Raw genomic sequence first — 18,943 nt, forward strand, 5'->3', positions numbered from 1 at the left:
AACGATGCGGATACTCCCTCCGGATACGCGATGGCATCCTGGACCCCAGGGCGGAAAAAGGGAGGACTGCGCAATGGCGATGAGCACGGCACAGACATCGGCCCGGCCCATGCGCGCCGACGCGCGCCGCAATTACGACCGGCTGCTGGGCGAGGCCCGTACCGCCTTCGCGGAACACGGCACCGACGCGTCCCTGGAGGACATCGCGCGACGCGCGGGCGTCGGGATCGGCACGCTGTACCGGCACTTCCCGAACCGGCACGCGCTGATGAACGCCGTCTTCCAGGAGGCCCTGACCTCCCTCATCAACCGGTCCCGGGAGCTCGCGGGGGCACAGCAGCCGTGCCGGGGTCTGGTGGAGTGGCTGGGCGCGATCATCACCCACGCGGGCGAGTACCGCGGGCTCGCCCAGGCGCTCATGTCGACGTCACGGGACGAGACTTCGGCACTGTCGCAGTGCAATGTGCCACTGCGTGAGGCGGGAGCGGTGCTGCTGGAGCGGGCTCAGGCGAGCGGGGCAGTTCGGTCGGACGTGTCCATAGACGATCTGATGCAGCTGACGAACGCGATCGCGCTGACCGCGGAACAGTCGCCGGACGACCCGGAGTTGGCGAGCCGGCTGCTGATGCTGACCTTGCAGGGACTGAAGGGGCCGAACGTGGAGGCGAATTGAGGGGGCGGGTGCGGGTGACCGCAGGCGTCGCGGGGCCGCGGTGCGGGTCTCGCCCCTCCGCCCGCCCCTGCCCGTGACCGGTGGCGCTGCCTCCGGATCCCCCGGTCGTCGACCGCCGGAAAGGCTTGATTCCGCCGGGTGCGGCGCGGAACGGGCCCGCGGCTGACGAACCGCACCCGCACCGCACCGCGCCCTACCGGCGTCGCAGATCCGCCACTCTCGCCCGGTCTCCCTGGCCCTGTTCCGCCAGGCCCGCCGCGCTGCGCAACTGCTGCGGGCCCGGCCCCCCGGGGCCGCCTCCGCGCGTACGGCGCTGACCGGGCAGCGGCATGTCGCGGCGGGCCTGACGGCCCGGGGGAAGGGCTTCGGCCGGTGCGGGGCCGCTGCCCGCGCCGGCCACCGCGATCTGCACCCCCTGATCCGCCAGGGCCTGCAGTTCGGTGGCGGCACGGTCGTCGTGGCCGGGCGGCTCGTCCGTCACCAGGCGGGTGATCAGATCCGTCGGCACCGTCTGGAACATGGTGTCGGAGCCGAGCTTGGTGTGGTCCGCCAGGACCACCACCTCCGCCGCCGCCTGCACCAGGGCCCGGTCCACGCTCGCCGAGAGCATGTTGGACGTGGAGAGGCCGCGTTCCGCCGTGAGGCCGCTCCCGGAGAGGAACGCGCGCGAGACCCGCAGCCCCTGGAGGGACTGCTCGGCACCGCTGCCCACCAGGGCGTAGTTGGAGCCGCGCAGCGTTCCGCCGGTCATCACCACTTCCACCCGGTTGGCATGGGCCAACGCCTGGGCGACCAGCAGGGAGTTGGTGACGACGGTCAGACCGGGGACCCGCGCGAGCCGGCGGGCCAGCTCCTGCGTGGTCGTACCGGCACCGACGACGATGGCCTCGCCCTCTTCGACGAGACCGGCGGCCAGGTCGGCGATGGCGGTCTTCTCCGCGGTCGCGAGATGGGATTTCTGCGGAAAGCCGGACTCCCGCGTAAAACCGCCCGGCAAAACCGCACCGCCGTGCCGGCGGTCGAGGAGTCCTTCTGCCTCCAGTGCCCGCACGTCCCGCCGTACGGTCACTTCGGAGGTCTGGACGACGCGGGCGAGCTCACGGAGCGATACCGCCCCGTTGGCACGCACCATTTCGAGGATCAACTGACGACGTTCTGCAGCGAACACGAAACTGACAGTAACGTGACTGCCCGAGTGTTTTCAGCAGTTTGCGCCGAATAAGAGAAGTTGCGCATACAGGGGGCCGCCAAGTGGTAGGGGCGGCCCCCTTGTTGTTCCGTACTGATCGCCCGGCGGTCACCCGGCCACCCGACTTGCCGGGAGTTGCCGGGGATTTACGGGCTCCGAAGCCTCTTGGAGGAGCTCACGCCTCGCCCGCGAGCTTGCGGGTGTGCAACTGACGGGCCACTTCCGCGATCGATCCCGACAGGGACGGATACACGGTGAAAGCGTTTGCGATCTGTTCGACCGTCAAATTGTTGTCGACCGCGATCGAGATCGGGTGAATCAACTCGCTCGCCCGCGGCGCGACGACGCAGCCGCCGACCACGATCCCGGTGCCGGGCCGGCAGAAGATCTTGACGAAGCCGTCACGGATGCCCTGCATCTTGGCGCGCGGGTTGCGCAGCAGCGGCAGCTTGACCACCCGGGCGTCGATCCGGCCGGCATCGACATCGGCCTGGCTGTAGCCGACGGTGGCGATCTCGGGGTCGGTGAAGACGTTCGAGGAGACCGTCTTCAGATTCAGCGGCGCCACCGCGTCGCCCAGGAAGTGGTACATCGCGATCCGCCCCTGCATGGCGGCGACCGAGGCGAGGGCGAAGATCCCGGTGACGTCACCGGCCGCGTAGACGCCCGGGGCGCTGGTGCGGGAGACCTTGTCGGTCCAGATGTGGCCGGACTCCTTGAGCCGGACCCCGGCCTCCTCCAGGCCCATGCCCGCGCTGTTCGGGATCGCGCCGACCGCCATCAGGCAGTGCGAACCGGAGATGACCCGGCCGTCGGCGAGGGTGACCTCGACCCGGTCGCCGACCCGCTTGGCCGCCTGGGCGCGGGAGCGGGCCATGACGTTCATGCCGCGGCGGCGGAAGACGTCCTCCAGCACGGCGGCCGCGTCCGGGTCCTCGCCCGGCAGCACCCGGTCGCGGGACGAGACGAGGGTGACGCGCGAGCCGAGCGCCTGGTAGGCGCCCGCGAACTCGGCGCCCGTCACGCCGGAGCCGACCACGATGAGCTCCTCGGGGAGTTCGTCGAGGTCGTAGACCTGGGTCCAGTTCAGGATGCGCTCGCCGTCGGGGAGCGCATCCGGAATCTCCCGGGGGTGACCGCCGGTCGCGATCAGCACGGCGTCGGCGGTGAGCGACTCCTCCGTGCCGTCGGCGGCGGTCACGACGACCTGGCGGGAGCCGTCGGCGGCCTGGAGGCCTTCGAGGCGGCCCCGGCCCCGCATCACGCGTGCCCCCGCACGGGTGACGGAGGCGGTGATGTCGTGGGACTGGGCGAGCGCCAGGCGCTTCACCCGCCGGTTGACCTTGCCGAGGTCGACGCCGACGACGCGGGCCGCCTGCTCGGTGTGCGGGGTGTCGTCCGCGACGATGATGCCCAACTCCTCGTACGAAGAGTCGAAGGTGGTCATCACCTCGGCCGTCGCGATCAGGGTCTTCGAGGGCACGCAGTCGGTGAGCACGGACGCGCCGCCGAGACCGTCGCAGTCGACGACGGTCACCTCCGCGCCGAGCTGGGCGCCCACCAACGCCGCCTCGTACCCGCCGGGTCCGCCGCCGATGATCACGATCCGGGTCACGAAAAGTCCGCCTCGCATGTGTCATCCCGCGGCCGTCCGCTGCCCCGGCCGGGGGTCCGGGGGGTCGCCCCGGGGAATGCAGTACGTACTTCATTGTCCCGCACGCGCCAAGGTGCTTCGTCCCGGGGCCCTCCATGCGTGAGCCGAGGCGTGCTCGACGGGGGTCCGGGACGGGAATCGGAACCCCGTACGGGGTCTTCCTCACAGGAATCGACGTTCTCCCCATCACCTCCCGTACCCTCGGACCCATGTCGCTCTACGCCGCGTACGCCGGCAACCTCGACGCGCGGCTGATGACGCGCCGCGCACCGCATTCCCCGCTGCGCGGCACCGGCTGGCTCAACGGCTGGCGGCTGACCTTCGGCGGGGAGCAGATGGGCTGGGAAGGCGCGCTCGCCACGGTCGTGGAGGCCCCCCGTTCCCAGGTCTTCGTGGCGCTGTACGACATCGCGCCGATGGACGAGGACTCCATGGACCGGTGGGAGGGCGTCGGCCTGGACATCTACCGGCGGATGCGGGTGCGCGTGCACACCCTGGACGGCGAGGAGCCGGCCTGGATGTATGTGCTGAACGGGTACGAGGGCGGGCTGCCGTCCGCGCGCTATCTGGGCGAGATCGCTGATGCCGCGGAGTCCGCGGGCGCGCCGCACGACTATGTGATGGAACTGCGCAAGCGACCCTGCTGACCCCGCCGACCCGGCGGACCAGCGCTTTTGTGTGAATGTACGAGGAAGCAAGTGCAGACTCTGCGCATGAGCATCTACGCGCGTAGGGAATCACCGGTTACCCTCATCCGCGTGAACGCATCAGTTATTCCGGACAACATCCAGGGCGACCCGTACGCCGCCGCCGACGACGCCGCCGCCCGCCTGCGCGAGCTGACCGGCGCCGAGACCCACGACGTCGCGCTCGTGATGGGTTCCGGCTGGGCACCCGCGGTCGATGCGCTCGGCACCCCGGAGGCCGAGTTCCCGGTGACCGACCTGCCCGGCTTCCCGGCGCCCGCCGTGCAGGGCCACGGCGGCACGATCCGCTCGTACCGGATCGGCGAGAAGCGCGCCCTGGTCTTCCTCGGCCGGACGCACTTCTACGAGGGCCGCGGCGTCGCCGCCGTCGCCCACGGGGTGCGTACCGCCGTCGCCGCCGGCTGCAAGACCGTCGTCCTGACGAACGGCTGCGGCGGTCTGCGCGAGGGCATGCGCCCCGGCCAGCCGGTCCTGATCAGCGACCACATCAACCTGACCGCGGCCTCCCCCATCATCGGCGCCAACTTCGTCGACCTGACCGACCTGTACTCCCCGCGGCTGCGCGCGCTGTGCAAGGAGGTCGACGAGACCCTCGAAGAGGGTGTGTACGTGCAGTTCCCCGGCCCGCACTACGAGACCCCCGCAGAGATCAACATGGTCCGTGTCATGGGCGGCGACCTGGTCGGCATGTCCACCGTGCTGGAGGCGATCGCCGCACGGGAGGCGGGGGCCGAGGTGCTGGGCATCTCCCTGGTCACCAACCTGGCGGCGGGCCTGAGCGGCGAGCCGCTCAACCATGAAGAGGTGCTGCAGGCCGGGCGCGATTCGGCCACGCGGATGGGGGCGTTGCTGGCACGGGTGCTCGAACGGATCTGAGCGGATCCGGCGGTGCCGGGGGCGGGGTGCGATGCGGGTGCGGTGCGCCCGTGGCGGGCCCGTCCCCTGCCCGTGACCGGGGGCGCCGCCCCGGACGCCCGCTCCTCGAACGCCGGACGGGGCTCGACAGTGACGAGCCCCACCCCATCCCGCAGAAAGGCGGACACCGTGCAGCAGGACCTCATCGCGCGGGCCAGGACATGGCTCGCGGAGGACCCCGATCCCGAGACCCGCGACGAGCTCGCCAAGCTCATCGCCGCCGAGGACCTCGACGAGCTCGCCGCACGGTTCGCCGGCACGCTGCAGTTCGGCACGGCCGGACTCCGCGCGGAGCTGGGCGCCGGACCGATGCGGATGAACCGCTCGGTCGTCAGCCGCGCCGCGGCCGGGCTCGCCGCCTTCCTGAAGGCCGGGGGGCAGGCCGGCGAACTCGTCGTCATCGGGTACGACGCCCGCTACAAGTCGGCCGACTTCGCCCGCGACACCGCGGCCGTGATGACCGGCGCGGGCCTGCGCGCGGCGGTGCTCCCCCGCCCGCTGCCCACGCCCGTGCTGGCGTACGCCGTACGGCACCTGGGCGCCGTCGCGGGCGTCGAGGTGACCGCCAGCCACAACCCGCCCCGCGACAACGGCTACAAGGTCTATCTCGGCGACGGCTCGCAGATCGTCCCCCCGGCGGACGGCGAGATCGCCGCCGCCATCGCCGCGGTCGGCCCGCTCGACAGCGTGGCCCGCCCCGACGACGGCTGGGAGGTCCTCGGCGAAGAGGTCCTGGACGCCTACCTGGCCCGTACGGACACCGTGCTGGCCGCCGGATCGCCGCGTACCGCCCGCGTCGTGTACACGGCGATGCACGGAGTCGGTACGTCCGTGCTGACGGCCGCCTTCGACCGCGCCGGATTCCCCGCCCCGGTGCTCGTCGCCGAACAGGCCGAGCCCGACCCGGCGTTCCCCACCGTCGCGTTCCCCAACCCGGAGGAGCCCGGCGCGATGGACCTCGCCTTCGCCACCGCGCGCCGTACGGACCCCGACATCGTCATCGCCAACGACCCGGACGCCGACCGCTGCGCCGTCGCCGTCCCGGACCCGGCCGCCGACGGTGGCTGGCGGATGCTGAGCGGCGACGAGGTCGGCGCGCTGCTCGCCGCCCATCTGGTGGACCGCGGCGCGACCGGTGTCCTCGCCGAGTCGATCGTGTCCTCCTCGCTGCTCGGCCGGATCGCCGAGAAGGCGGGCCTCGGGTACAAGGAGACCCTCACCGGCTTCAAGTGGATCGCCCGCGTGGACGGTCTGCGGTACGGGTACGAGGAGGCGCTCGGCTACTGCGTCGACCCGGACGGCGTGCGCGACAAGGACGGCATCACGGCCGCGCTGCTCGTCGCCGAACTCGCCTCCGTGCTCAAGGAGCGGGGGCGTACGCTCCTCGACCTCCTCGACGACATCGCGGTCGCCCACGGGCTGCACGCGACCGACCAGCTGTCGGTCCGGGTGGAGGATCTGTCGGTCATCGCGGACGCCATGCGGCGGCTGCGCGAGCAGCCTCCGGCCACGCTCGCCGGACTCGCCGTCACCTCGGCAGAGGATCTGTCCCGGGGCAGCGGGCAGCTGCCGCCCACCGACGGGCTGCGCTACCGGCTCCAGGGCGCCCGGGTCATCGTCCGCCCGAGCGGCACCGAGCCGAAGCTCAAGTGCTATCTGGAGGTCGTGGTGCCGGTCGGTTCGGCGCAGGAGCTGCCCGCGGCCCGTGCGAAGGGTGCTCGGCTGCTCGCCGGGATCAAGCGGGACCTGGCGGCGGCAGCCGGGATCTGACACCGCGCCGGCTGGGCCCGGGACCTGTCCGAGGTTCCGGGCCCAGCCGGCGTATGGGCCCGGAACTGGGTCCTGTGACCCTCTCGGGATCGCTTCTTCCGCTTCTACGCTGCCCACGGCAGACGGGGGTCGGTCGAGCGGGTCACGCAGGGGGGCTCACAGGCATGCGGACGAAGAGCGGGCATCGAAGAAGGACGGACCGGGGGCAGACCGCCGTCGAATACCTCGGTCTCATCACCCTGGTGACGCTGTTGGTCGGCGCCATCGTGACCACGACCATCTCGACCGGGCTGAACGACGGCCTCAGAACAGCGCTGTGCCGGCTGGTGCAGGTCGCAGGGGGCGGTGGTTCCTGCGACTCTGACAACGTTGCCACAGGCGGGCAGGAAACGCCCGGACCGCAGGAGCCGGATTCGCCGGAGCCCGATCCGGGAGAACCGATCACCGATCCGGCGCCGCCGGCGTCCCCCGCACCGGACGCCCCGGACGAGAGCGATCCGCTCCAGCCCGCCCGGTGCCTGCTGGCCGTGGACGACACGAAGGACACGGTGGTCGTCCAGATCCTGTTCATCAAGATCAGCCATTCCGAGCAGGTCAAACTCTCGCAGTGGTCCGACGGCTCGGTCACCCTGGAGCGGATGAGCACCACCGGTGGCGGCGTCTCGGGCTCGATCGGTGCGAGCATTCCCGGCCTGAAGAAGTGGGGCGGCGGCGCGTCGCTCAGCGGCAGCTACCTACGAGGCAGCGGCAGCGGCGGACAGTGGATGTTCGACGCGCACAGGACGGATGATCCGAACGCCGACCTCGCGGCCAACCTCGACGAGGCGAAACAGTTCTCCGAGTACCTCAAGAAGGCGGAGAAATGCCGTAACAAGACCGGCCCCCGCGCCTCCGAACTGGGCATGATCTGCAGCTACTGGGCCGACAAGGACAAGCCCGACGTGGATCCGGAGCGCGCTCCGGACATCGACATCACCAAGACCACCACCGAGGCCTCGGGCAGCGTCAGCTTCGGCGGCAAGTACGCCAAGAACGACAAAGAGGTCGCGGCCCTGCGGAAGACCATCGCCGACGAGGTGACGAAGAACAACCCGGGCGTCAAGGGCGAGGCCCTCGACAAGCTCATCAAGAACGCCCAGTCCAACAGCGTCATCAAGGACGTGCCGGAGACCAAGAGCGTGGGCAACGTCTCCGCCGAGGGCGTGTCGGGCGCGCTCAGCAACGATGTGGTCGTCATGCGCCACAAGACCGGCCCGGACACCGGGAAGATCACCTTCGTCTACACCTTCTCGCTCAACGGCTCGATCGGTCCCGGCGGCCAGGCGAGCGGATCGCGGATGCAGCAGGTCGCCGTCACGTACGACGCTCAGGCGTACGACCGCGAGGAGAAGGCGGGCGAGGCGCACCACCCGCAGAGGATGAAGATCACCACGAGCCAGGAGAGCGGCGGCACCGAGGGGGTGTCCGTCGGCGGAGGCGCCAACGCGGGCCCGGTGACCATCGACATCGGCGGAGGCGGCGGCGAGACGGAGTCGGATCTGCACACCGAGGCCGCCGAACTGGACCTCTCCGACGAGAAGGACAGCGCCACGGCCGAGGACTGGCTGCGTGGACGCGGCAGCAACCCGGCCGACGAGGCGATGCCGTCGCCTTCCTCCATGGCCGAACCGCTGCCGAGGGACGCGTCCGCGATACGGCGGCTGCTGCACGACAAGGGTCAGTTGCAGCGGCTGGACTACAAGGTCGACACCGACTGGTGGAACGCCTCGCTGGGCATCGGATTCGGTCTCTCCGCAGGCCAGTTCAGTCTCGGCTTCAAGCTCTTCGGGATCGACATCACCCACGAGCACCGGCAGCAGACCCTGACCGGCAACCCGACCTACGCGAGTGCGCCGGGGCCGGACGGCACGCGCCCGTGGAAGGACTTCACCAACTGCTCACGCACCAGGCCCATCACCGCCTGAGAGCCTGTCGGGCGGCCTTCGATCGGATAGCGGACGCGGCCGGGGTCGGGCGGTCACGGCCCAGGGTCTTTCGTTCGGATCGGGCCGGCCCGGCATGGTCCGAACGAGAGGCCCCGGACGTCATCCGAAGCGGCCGTTCACGTAGTCGGCGGTCCGGGTGTCCTGTGGGGAGCCGAACATCTCGCCGGTCGGGCCGTGTTCGACGATGACACCCGGTGTGCCCTGCTCGGCGAGGAAGAACGCGCAGTGGTCGGAGACCCGCGCCGCCTGCTGCATGTTGTGCGTGACGATCACGATGGTGACCTCCTCCTTGAGGCCGGCGATGGTCTCCTCGATCCGGCGGGTGGAGGTCGGGTCGAGCGCGGAGCAGGGCTCGTCCATCAGCAGCACGCGGGGGCGCACCGCCAACGACCTCGCTATGCACAGGCGTTGCTGCTGTCCGCCGGAGAGCGCGCCGCCGGGCCGGCGGAGCCGGTCCTTGACCTCACGCCACAGTCCGGCCTTGGTCAGGCACTCCTCGACGAGGTCGTCCCTGCTGCCCCTGGCCGCCTTGATGCCGTTGAGCTTCAGGCCCGCGAGGACGTTGTCGTACAGGGACATGGCGGGGAACGGATTGGGTTTCTGGAAGACCATTCCGATCTCGCGGCGGGCCCGGGTGATGCGGCGCCCGCGGTCGTAGATGTCGTCGCCGTCGAGCAGCACCCGGCCGGCCAGCGAGGCGGAGCCGATCAGTTCGTGCATCCGGTTGAGGATGCGCAGGAAGGTCGACTTGCCGCAACCGGACGGGCCGATGAGGGCGGTGACCTCCAGGGCGGGCATGTGCAGGGACACCCGGTCCAGGACCTTGTGGTCGCCGAACCAGGCGGAGACCGCCTCGGCTTCGAGGGTGGCGGGCGAGGCGGTGAGCGTGCGCGGCCGGTTCGGGACGGCAGCGGGCAGCGGGATGGTCTCGGTCATCGGGGTGCGTCAACTCCTGGATTGTCAGAGCAGGTTGGGGAGGAGGCGGGTGGTGGCTCCGGCGACCGCGAGGCCGAGTGCGGCCAGCACGGGTCCGGCGGTGATCCAGGTCTGCCAGTTCCCCCACACCCGGTGCAGCCAGACCGTCAGGAGCGCGGCGGCGAGCAGAGCCTGCGACCGGAGGAAGACGACGAGCCAGGCGCCGCTCTCCCCGCCGAGCGCCTCCTCGGCGGGGCCGATCCAGCCGAGGCGGACGTGGCGGGGCGGGCTGGGCTGGACCGGGGTGGCGAGCTCGGCGTCGACGTACAGCACGCCCGAGGGGGTGTACGGGCTGCCCGACGCGGTGACGAGGGTGAGCCTGCCCCCGGCCCCGGCGGGTGCGGGGAGCCGGTCGCCGGGGCGGCGGACGCCCCGGACCTGGTACACCGCCCTGCCCTGACCGGTGGTCGCTTCGATCCTCGCGCCTGCCGGGAGCTGGGACAGCGCGTTGAACGGGCTGCCGTACCCCCACTGGCGTCCCATGATCACGCTGGTGCCGGCCTGGCCCGGCAGCGGGGTGTCGCGGCGGTGGCCGGGCCCGGACATCAGGACGCCGGACGTGGTGCCCTCGCCGACGACCTCGCGCAGCCCGAGCGCGGGGATGCGGAGGAGGGCGACGGGAGCGCCCATGGGGACGGGTTTGTCGTCGAAGGTGCGCTGTCCGACCGGCGCGGTGCCGAGCGCGAGTTGCCTGCGCAGTTCGTCGTAGGCGGTCTGCTGGTCGCGGGCGTGCTGAAGGTGCCCGACGACCGTGAGGTTGCCGGCGAAGCCGAGGAGTACGGCGGCGAGCACGCACAACGCCGCTCCGGCCAGGGCGAGGCCGGGGCGGGCGTGGGGCCGGGGGGTCCCGTCGGGGCCCGTCGGGGGTGGTGGCGGAACGGGGGAAGAGGTCACCGGTGGGGGCGGAGTCAGCACGGTCGTCACGTCGGATGCGCTCCTCGTCGGGGCGGGGCGTCGGGGGCGGGCCAGGAGGCGGGGCCGGTACGGAGGCGTACGGAGGCCGCAGCGGGGAGGCGGGGGCCGGCGGCCCCCGCCCCGTAGGTCAGAACCGGAGCAGGCCGCCCCGGCGCCGGGCGTGCGTCACGAACGCGGCGCCGAGTCCGCACAGGGCGAGCGCGGCGGCTCCCAGCGCGAGGGCGCTGGTGCCGGTCGAGGCGAGCGGGCCCGTGGCGGTGTCGCCGCCGCCCGGTCCGCCGTCGGTGGACGGGCCTCCGGTGTCCCCGTCGTCCGCCCCGCCCGTCGTGCCGCCGACGTCCGCGCTCGGCGAGTCGCTCGGGCCGGGACCGGGACCGGGTGCGTCACCGATGGCGAAGAGGAACTCGACGCTGTGGCCGTCGGCCTTGTCCTCGGCGAGGGTGAGGGTGTACGAGCCGTCCTCGATGCCGGACGGAACGGTGAACGCGTAGCCGGAGACGGTCCCTTCGGCGTCGGCGGTGGCGTCGGGGAAGGTGTCCTCACTGTCGGCGAGGGCGACCTTCACCTTGGCGTTCTTGGTGTAGCCCCGGGCCGTGATGAGGACCTTCTGTCCCGCGGTCAGCGTCGGGTTGACCTCCAGGGCCTTGCCGTCCGCGTCGGTGACGTCGAGGTCGGCGGGCGTGGACGGGGCGGGGCTGCCGGTGTCGCTCGGGTCGGGGGAGGGCGGGGTACCGGCCTCGGTGACGGTGTGGGCCACGGCGGCGGAGACGGATTCCGCGTACGCCGCGGTGTCCGCCGGGACGAACTTCGCGGTGAGCGTGTGCTCGCCCTCGGTCAGCGCCTTCGTCGTCAACTCGGCCGTTCCCGAGGCGACATCGACGGTGCCGAGTGCGGTGGCCCCGTCCAGGAAGGCGACCTTTCCGGCGGCGGTCTCGGGCGAGACGGCGGCCGTCAGCTTCACCTCGGTGCCCGCGGCGGTGGGGGCGGCGGGGGCGGCCGTGAGCGCGGTCGTGGTGGCGGTGGCCGCCGGAAGGGCCCAGGAGTCGCCGGTGACCTGGATCTTCGCGGGGAAGTACGTGCCACCCGTGTTGCCCGCGTCGCGGCACATGAGCCGGATGTCGTAGGTGCCGTCGAGCGGCCCGGCGGGGATCGCGTTCCGCAGCAGGGTCTCCAGCGCCTTTCCGGCGGGGATGCCGACAGTGAACGGTCCCTGGTCGAAGGGGGCCCCGGCCGTCGTCTTCCCCAGGGTCAGTGTGCCGCCGGTCGGCACCGCGAGTACCAGAGAGACCATCTGCGCGTTGGCGGCGGGGCAGGCGCCGTCGGTGGTCACCTCGGGGAAGGTGGGGTTGTCGGCGATCTTCCCCGAGGTGACCGGCAGCGTCAGTCTGCCCAGGGTGTCGTCGGCGTGCGCCGGCGGCACGAGGCCGAGGACGGTGGCCGCCGCGGCGAGCAGGAGCGAGCAGCAGAGCAGCAGGGCTGCAGGTGTTCTCGGTGGTGCGAGGTGTCTCATGGTGGTGGATCCCCCCAATGGGATGCAGTGGTCGCGCGGGTACGCCGTGGGGCCGGGCACCCTGGGGGTGCCCGGCTGTCGCGCGGTTACGGTGCGGTGATCAGCTCTCGCCCTTGAGCGAGGTGCTGCCGCAGTTGGCGATGGTGCCGAAGCCGTAGGTGTTGATCACGGCGGTCTGCGCGCAGACCTTGGACGCGGTGCCGACGAAGGCGGCGGCGATCGTCGGGGCGGTCAGCTTGGCGGTCGGGACGACGTTGTAGACGTCGCGGTTGAAGGGGAAGGCGGTGTTGAGCGTGCCGTTCGCGTTGCGCGGGGCCACACCGTCCACCGAGCCGAGCACGGCCGCGCCGCGCCGGTCGACGACGTCGCCCGGCTCGTTGCTCTGGGCGATGTACTGCGCGATGGAGTACGGGGCGATGTCGCCCGCGCTGTCCAGCGCCTCGCCGTTGTGCTCCTGGACCGTGTCGTCGACGCAGGTGCCGAAGGTGTCCTCGGTGAGACCGAGCCGGCCCAGGAAGAAGGACCGGGTGCCGGAGCCGGACTGCGGCAGCAGCGGGGTCAGCGGCACTCCGTTCAGGGAGGTGGTCTTGCAGGTGTAGATGGAGACGAGCTGCGCCTTCGTCAGCGCCTTGGGCAGCGCGCTGTCGCCGCGTACAGTGAACGTGACCGCGTCCTTGCCGAACGGGATCCACGTCAGGTCGGTGGTCGAGCTGTCCGCGACCCCGCGCGAGGAGCGGGCGAAGTCCAGGCAGCCGGTGTTGTTGTCGACGGCGTTGCGCAGCGCGTTGATGCCGGCCGACGAGCCGTTCGGCCGCGGGATGGAACAGCCGGTGGCGCGCGTCTTGACCGTCGCCGCTCCGGTGGCGTTGTACGAGGCGATGAGGGCGCCGCCGTCGATGGCGGTGCCCAGGCCGTTCACGACGTCCTGGGTGGTGTCGGAACCGACGCCGGCGAGCACCCGGTAGGTGCCGGGGGCCGGGTCCGCCGACGCGGGGGCCGCCATGGCGCCGAGGGCGAGGGCCGCGGTACCGACAACGGCACCGATGCGTGCGCGGGACTTGACGTTCACTTCTGTTCTCCTCCGTGCATACGGAAACGCGGAATGGAAGGACTGGAAGGAATGGACGCTCAAGCAGAATTCAGAATTCTTTTTCCACCGGCCCGTCGACCGGCCACCTATGACTTTTCCGTATCCGATCCCCGGCGGCCACCAACGGCGACGGTTCATCAGGTTACGAAATCCTTTACGAGATGACGCCTGGAGAACTCACCCGGCCCGGACGGATTTCCGTACAGAAAGGCGGAGCATAATCGGCCCGGAAAGGCCCGCCGCGCCGCCCGCGAGCAGCACTCCGATCAGCACCCAGCGGACGATCCCGAGGACCGCGGCGGGGGTCACCTCGCCGGACGCGGCCGCGTTCTGCCGCTGCGGGCCGCCCCGGTCCGCCGACGGGGCCGGCCGGCCCGCGGTGCCGGGGCCCTTCCCGTCACCGACACCGCCCCCCGCGGCCGCACCGCCACCGGTGCCACCGGCACCACCGCCCGCTCCCGCCGGTCCGCCGCCCGGAGCGCCGGCGCCGCCGGAGCCGGCCGGACCTCCCGGACCGCCCGCGTCACCGCCCCCGGGCGCGGACTTCGCGTTCTGCAGCCGGTCCGCCGCGGCCAGGGCCTCGCTCCGCAGCGCCTTGGGCAGCGGCGCGTATCCCGGCGGGAGCTGTCCGGGCGAGACACCGGGGTCCTGACCGGCCCCCGCCGCGTACCGGATCAAGGAGGCGTAGTCCTTGCGCTCGGCCGCCCCGGTGCCCGTGCAGGCGCCCGCGTAGACGACCGAGGCGAGCGGGTAGACCCGCCCCTTGGCGCCGCCCGGGTTCGGCGCGAGCACGCCCGGCACGGCCGAGTCCCTCATCGCGGCGACACCGGCGAGCAGCGAGTCGGGGCTGGGTGTGACGAAGGCGCCGTCGGCGTTGCGCAGGGCCGCGGTCTGGAGCCCGTAACGGGCCGCCGAGGCCGCGTCGACGATCGCGAGGACCATGCGCTGACCGGGCAGCTGCGGGGTGTTGACCAGCTTGGCCGGCGATCCGTTGCTGCCCGCGGCCGGGGTGGTCGTCGCGCCGTTGTTGCCCCGTCGGGTGCGCAGCGCGCCCTCGTGCATGTCCTGAACGTACGGGGCGACTTCGGTGGTGCCGTACTCCAGACTCTCCTCGCCGATGGTCACGACCGTGCGCGTCGGGTCCGCCTTGGGGAAGTCGGACACGGTCGTGTCGGTGGCCAGGCCGAGCTCCTCGAAGTACGGATTGATCTTCGTACCCCAGGGGTCGGGGGTCCCGGCCAGGAAGTCCCGCGCCTCGGTGTCCGACCGGAGCCACTTCCACAGCATTTCGGTGGTGTCGGAATTCTCCAGCTGCACCATGAGACTCATCGGCGGCTGGGTATAGCTCTGCCAGTCCTTGAAGGCCGGATTGAGTTGCTTGAATTCCTCGTCGTGGAACAGACTGAGCGGATTTCCCTTGATGTGTTCGGGGACGTCCCTGCGGCCCCGCGTCACATCCTTCTGGTACGAGGAGGTGAGCAGTTTCGCGAGCAGTCTGGGGGTGAGTTTCATCGAGGTGAGCTGTCCCGAGCCCGGCATCTCGACGAAGAAGCCGACCACCAGGGCGCTGACGGCGACCGGTGCGTGCACGGCGCTTCCCGCCGTACCGTCCTGCGGCGGTCGCAGCGGATCAACGGTGAACGCCAGGCCCGGCGTCCCGGAGCCGGGCCGGACGATCGTCTGTCGCGCGTTCTCCTCGCCGCTCTGGCTGAACGCGAACTTCGCGCCGCCGTCGACCGAGCAGATCCTCGACTGCCACGAGCTGATCGCGTCGGTGACCAGCTCCGATCCGATCACCCGGCGCTCCGCCCGGTCGGCGGGGCAGGTGTTGCCGACCGGCAGGAAGTCGAGCGGCACCACCAGGCGCTGGGCCCAGTTGGAGGCGGTGAGGGGCGACGAGTCCAGCCGTTCGCCGGTGCCCGTCGCACCGTTCACGTCGTGCTCGCCGCGCGGTACGACGACGAGCCAGCAGGAACGGCCCCTGGTCGCACCGGACTTCTTCACCGGGTCGCCGCAGCCGAGCTGCGAGGCCTCCTGCGCGGTCTGCATCTGGAAGGTGAACTCCCCCGTCCCGTCCTCGTGCGTGACCGCGTACGGCTCCTCGTTGGTGTCCAGCGAGCTGAAGTAGGTCCAGTCGCGCGATCCGGTGGTCGCGGGCCCGCCGTCGGCGGGCCGGAACGGAACGTACGATTCGCCGCCCGGCCCGTTGTGCGCGTACTCCTGCTCGGCGGGGTCGGGGACGCCGTCGATCTGGCGCAGTGCGGTCCAGTCGCCGCCCTGCGCCACCCCGCTGCCCCCGAACTGGCACTGGTCGCGCGAGGGCCCCTTCGGGTCGTCCCCCCAGCACTGCATGATCTGGAGATAGTTGTGCCGGAAGCCGTCCTCCGTGGGCCCGGCGCCGGTCCAGGTGATCCGCACGCCCTGGGCCCGCAACTGCTTCGTCTGGTGCACGGTGACCCTGAGCTTCGAGAAGTCGTCGTACGTGCCCTTGCGGCCGGTCACGGTGACCGCGGAGCCCGTCGCCGCCTGGGCGGGGGCGGTGGTGGCCGGCAGCGGGAGCAGGGCCACCACCAGGGCGGCGAGCAGAGCCCCCACCGCCGTGACGACGTGTCCGTCGGTGCGGCGTCCGTTCTTCATCGCAGCCCTTCCTTGCGGCGGCCCCGCGCGGCGAGCGTCCGCGCCACCAGGGGCGGTCCGACGACCACGCCGACCAGCAGGACGGCGGACAGCGCCATCAGCACGCCGCGCAGGCCCAGCGAGTCGGCCGAGGCGAGCGTGACCGGGTTGCCGACGACCGAGGCGTCCCCGGCCCCGGCGGAGCCGTCGCCGATCGGTTCGCCGGTGTCGGGGTCGACTGCGCCCGAGGCCGAGCCGCCCGCCGTACCGCCCGAGGCCCCGTCCGTGCCGGAGGAACCGCCGCCGGACGAGCCCGCGGTGCCGGCGCCGCCGGAACCGCCGCCGGAGGCCGCACCGCCTGCCGTGCCGCCGCTCGCACCGCTTCCACCGCCGCTGCCGCCGCCTCCCGAACCGCCGCCGGTCGCACCGGGGTTCACCCGGGTCTGCTCCTTGGCGCCCGCCGTGCCGTCCGCGCACTGGGTGGTGCCGCGCTTGTCGCAGGCCTTCGGGTACGGGGCGTTCCTGGCGAGGGTGTTGGAGCCGTCCGAGGAGAACGTGGGGTTGCGGCAGCTCTTGATGTCGATGCCGCTGGTGGGCGCGCCCGGTATCCGGCGCACCTGGGCGAAACCGGCCTCGACGAGGTTCTTGGGCAGCGGTGAGTAGCCGAGCTCCTCGGCCTGCTGCTGCCCGTCGCAGAGGAAGTAGTTGGCGAAGGTGCCGAGCGTCCTGCCCTTGGCCGTGGTGAACGGCTGCTCGGTGGAGGTCGGCACGATCATGTAGCTGTAGCTGGAGAGCGGGTAGGTGCGGCGGTCGGCGGAGCGGTAGACGCCGTCGAGGATCTGCGTGAGGTAGTTCTCGGAGCTCTCGTCCTCGTTGATCCGGGCCTTCAGCAGTGCCACGGCGACGCTGGAAGCGGTCGGCTCCACGTAGTAGCCGGAGGCGTTGAGCAGCTTCGCCACCGGGAAGCCGGTCTTGATCGCGTACGAGTACTCGACGTACGTGATCGCCCCTTCGGCGTGCCCCTGCTTGGTGTAGCCGGAGACGCCCAGCGAACCGGACTTGGCGATGTGGGAGGAGCCGGGCACGACGGGGAAGTACGAGGTCATGCCGCAGGGCGTGGACCGCCCGGCGCGCTTGCAGTAGTCGTCCCACAGGCCGGCGTGTTCCTTGGCCATCCAGGTGGTCAGCTGGGCCGTCGTGCCGGAGCCGTCGGAGCGTACGACGGGGATGACGCGGCGCGCGGGGAGGGTGAGGCCGGGGTTGTCCGCCCGGATCTCCGGGGCGTTCCACATGCTGATCCGCCCGGTGAAGATCTTGGTGATGACCTCGCCGGAGAGCCGCAGGTTGGTGACCTTCCTGCCACCGATTTTGAGGTTGTACATGAAGGCCGTGCCACCGGCGACGATCGGCATGTACGCGTAGCCGCGCTTCGGCGGCGCGTCCCGCATCCCGGCCTCGGTCAGCCCGTAGGGGATCTCGGACACCGCGAAGTCGGCCGTGCCGTTCTTGAACTGCTCACGGCCGACCGAGGAGCCGACGGCCGCGTAGTTGACGGTCAATCCGCTGTTGGCGGCGACATTGCGGCGCCACTGGTCGAGCGCGTTGGAACTCCATGTCGAGCCCGCGCCGCTGATCTTGGTGTACGAGTCCGCCCGTGCGGCGGGCGGCTGAAGGGCGAGCAGCACGCACACCAGTGCCGCCACCGCCAGGGCCAGTCGGGAGACGGTTGCCGGTCTCACTGCTCACTCCTCGTGTCCAGGGGGATCTCGGACTTCGCCCGTGCGGCGAAGCGTTCGGCGTCACGGCGTGACGCCAGCACCCGCCGGTGTTCCTGACGCCGCGTCAACTGCCCGGCGCCGCGCCCGCCGATGACCCGGGCGACGACGAACAGCAGCAGGACGAGCGCCATCAGCACCGCCGCCGTGCCGAAACCGCGGGCGATCATCGTGGGCTCGGGCGACTTGACGAACTCGAAGGTGGCCAACGGCAGCGAGACCTGCGGCCCGGACAGCGGATCGCTGTTGATCTCGGCGGTGAATCCGGCGGTCAGCAGTACCGGCGAGGTCTCGCCGACCCCGCGCGCGGTGCCGAGGATCACCGAGGTCGTCAGCCCGGACCGGACGGTCGGCAGCACCACGTGCCAGACGGTCCGCCAGCGTGACGTGCCCAGCGCGTACGAGGCCTCCCGCAGCGTCCCCGGCACCAGTCGGATCACCACGTCGGCCGCCCTGATGATGATCGGCAGCATCATCACGGCGAGGGCGAGCGACGCGGCGAGCCCGGACCGGTCGAAGCCGAGCGCGAGGATCACCGTCGCGTAGACGAACAGACCCGCGACGATCGACGGCAGCGCGGTCATCGCCTCGACGACGGTCCGTACGAACCGCGCGAAACGGCCCGGCACCTCGTTGAGGAAGACCGCGCAGACCATGCCGGACGGCACGGTCAGGGCGAGGGCGACGGTGATCTGCTCCAGCGTGCCGAGGATCGCGTGCAGGATGCCGCCGGTCGAGAGCGGGTCCAGCGGCCCTGCCTTCGCCATGTCCTGGGTGAAGAAGTTCAGGTGCGGCAGCGCCTTGCGGCCCTCCCACAGGGTGAAGACGACGACGAAGCCGAGCGCGACGACCATGACCAGGCCGAGGCTCTGCACAACGACCGCGGCCAGCCGGTCCCGTACCGCGGGACCGCTCTCGTCGAACGAGACCAGCAGCGCGTACAGGGCGAGGAACAGCCCGTACGCGACGGCCAGGAAGCCGACCGTCCCGCTGAACGGCAGCAGTCGGGCGAACAGCAGCCAGGTGATCGACAGCGCGGCGGACGCGGCGCCCAGCAGCGCGTACACATCGGTGGCACGCAGCAGGGCCAGGGACCGCCGCCGCTCTCCCGTGGTCACCGGCCGCTCCACGGCCGCGGCGGTCCTGACGGGTGCGACGGTCATCTGTGT

Annotated in this window: 14 protein-coding genes; 5 read left to right on the forward strand and 9 right to left on the reverse strand. The window is 71.6% G+C overall.

What is annotated here, in order from left to right; genetic code table 11:
- Window positions 1-73: 73 nt before the first annotated feature.
- Window positions 74-673 carry a helix-turn-helix domain-containing protein gene (locus ABZ826_RS06175; protein WP_361442929.1) on the forward strand — a complete coding sequence of 200 codons (600 nt, stop codon included), beginning with the start codon at window positions 74-76 and terminating at the stop codon, window positions 671-673.
- 193 nt (window positions 674-866) lie between these two features.
- Here the strand turns inward: ABZ826_RS06175 and ABZ826_RS06180 are convergent, their stop codons facing one another.
- Window positions 867-1,841: a DeoR/GlpR family DNA-binding transcription regulator gene (locus ABZ826_RS06180; protein WP_361442932.1), complete on the reverse strand. Its 975-nt coding sequence runs from the start codon at window positions 1,839-1,841 to the stop codon at window positions 867-869.
- 196 nt (window positions 1,842-2,037) lie between these two features.
- On the reverse strand, window positions 2,038-3,477 hold the full coding sequence (locus ABZ826_RS06185) for an NAD(P)H-quinone dehydrogenase (protein ID WP_361443155.1): 1,440 nt from the start codon (window positions 3,475-3,477) through the stop codon (window positions 2,038-2,040).
- Window positions 3,478-3,725: 248 nt separating this feature from the next.
- Between ABZ826_RS06185 and ABZ826_RS06190 the strand changes: the two genes are divergently transcribed.
- From ABZ826_RS06190 to ABZ826_RS06205, 4 genes are all read left to right on the forward strand, one after another.
- Window positions 3,726-4,163: a gamma-glutamylcyclotransferase gene (locus ABZ826_RS06190; protein WP_351082125.1), complete on the forward strand. Its 438-nt coding sequence runs from the start codon at window positions 3,726-3,728 to the stop codon at window positions 4,161-4,163.
- Window positions 4,164-4,274: 111 nt separating this feature from the next.
- Entirely contained in the window at window positions 4,275-5,099 is an 825-nt protein-coding gene (locus ABZ826_RS06195; protein ID WP_361442936.1) for a purine-nucleoside phosphorylase, read from the forward strand.
- Between the two features lie 168 nt (window positions 5,100-5,267).
- Window positions 5,268-6,908: a phospho-sugar mutase gene (locus ABZ826_RS06200; protein ID WP_361442939.1), complete on the forward strand. Its 1,641-nt coding sequence runs from the start codon at window positions 5,268-5,270 to the stop codon at window positions 6,906-6,908.
- A gap of 164 nt (window positions 6,909-7,072) precedes the next feature.
- Window positions 7,073-8,872 carry a hypothetical protein gene (locus ABZ826_RS06205; protein ID WP_361442942.1) on the forward strand — a complete coding sequence of 600 codons (1,800 nt, stop codon included), beginning with the start codon at window positions 7,073-7,075 and terminating at the stop codon, window positions 8,870-8,872.
- 120 nt (window positions 8,873-8,992) lie between these two features.
- On the opposite strand, the gene ABZ826_RS06210 is transcribed toward ABZ826_RS06205, so the two are convergent.
- The 7 genes from ABZ826_RS06210 to pstA form a co-directional block, all read right to left on the reverse strand.
- Window positions 8,993-9,829, reverse strand: coding sequence for a phosphate ABC transporter ATP-binding protein (locus tag ABZ826_RS06210; protein WP_361442945.1), 837 nt, complete (start codon window positions 9,827-9,829; stop codon window positions 8,993-8,995).
- A 24-nt stretch (window positions 9,830-9,853) separates the two neighbouring features.
- The gene (locus ABZ826_RS06215) at window positions 9,854-10,792 is read right to left on the reverse strand and encodes a class E sortase (RefSeq protein ID WP_361442948.1); all 939 of its coding nucleotides are present in this window, start codon (window positions 10,790-10,792) and stop codon (window positions 9,854-9,856) included.
- Window positions 10,793-10,910: 118 nt separating this feature from the next.
- Window positions 10,911-12,293, reverse strand: coding sequence for an Ig-like domain-containing protein (locus ABZ826_RS06220; RefSeq protein ID WP_361442951.1), 1,383 nt, complete (start codon window positions 12,291-12,293; stop codon window positions 10,911-10,913).
- Between the two features lie 100 nt (window positions 12,294-12,393).
- Window positions 12,394-13,362 (reverse strand): hypothetical protein, encoded by a 969-nt coding sequence (locus ABZ826_RS06225; RefSeq protein ID WP_361442954.1) that lies wholly within the window; start codon window positions 13,360-13,362, stop codon window positions 12,394-12,396.
- Window positions 13,363-13,560: 198 nt separating this feature from the next.
- Entirely contained in the window at window positions 13,561-16,020 is a 2,460-nt protein-coding gene (locus ABZ826_RS06230; protein ID WP_361442957.1) for a hypothetical protein, read from the reverse strand.
- A complete protein-coding gene (gene pstS, locus ABZ826_RS06235; protein ID WP_361442960.1) occupies window positions 16,017-17,738 on the reverse strand; it encodes a phosphate ABC transporter substrate-binding protein PstS in 1,722 nt (573 codons plus the stop codon). Before pstS ends, ABZ826_RS06230 begins: the two co-directional genes overlap by 4 nt.
- A complete protein-coding gene (gene pstA, locus ABZ826_RS06240) occupies window positions 17,735-18,937 on the reverse strand; it encodes a phosphate ABC transporter permease PstA (protein WP_361442963.1) in 1,203 nt (400 codons plus the stop codon). The genes pstS and pstA overlap by 4 nt, the downstream gene beginning before the upstream one ends.
- Window positions 18,938-18,943 lie beyond the last annotated feature (6 nt).

Origin of the sequence: Streptomyces sp. NPDC047515, assembly GCF_040643055.1 — a bacterium.
Taxonomy (GTDB): Bacteria; Actinomycetota; Actinomycetes; order Streptomycetales; family Streptomycetaceae; genus Streptomyces.

Excerpts from the sequence above, each read along its gene's own strand:
- ABZ826_RS06175 (WP_361442929.1), top strand. The coding sequence starts at position 74 with ATGGCGATGAGCACGGCACAGACATCGGCCCGGCCCATGCGCGCCGAC.
- ABZ826_RS06190 (WP_351082125.1), top strand. The coding sequence starts at position 3,726 with ATGTCGCTCTACGCCGCGTACGCCGGCAACCTCGACGCGCGGCTGATG.
- ABZ826_RS06205 (WP_361442942.1), top strand. The coding sequence starts at position 7,073 with ATGCGGACGAAGAGCGGGCATCGAAGAAGGACGGACCGGGGGCAGACC.
- ABZ826_RS06210 (WP_361442945.1), bottom strand. The coding sequence starts at position 9,829 with ATGACCGAGACCATCCCGCTGCCCGCTGCCGTCCCGAACCGGCCGCGC.
- ABZ826_RS06220 (WP_361442951.1), bottom strand. The coding sequence starts at position 12,293 with ATGAGACACCTCGCACCACCGAGAACACCTGCAGCCCTGCTGCTCTGC.
- ABZ826_RS06230 (WP_361442957.1), bottom strand. The coding sequence starts at position 16,020 with ATGAAGAACGGACGCCGCACCGACGGACACGTCGTCACGGCGGTGGGG.
- pstA (WP_361442963.1), bottom strand. The coding sequence starts at position 18,937 with ATGACCGTCGCACCCGTCAGGACCGCCGCGGCCGTGGAGCGGCCGGTG.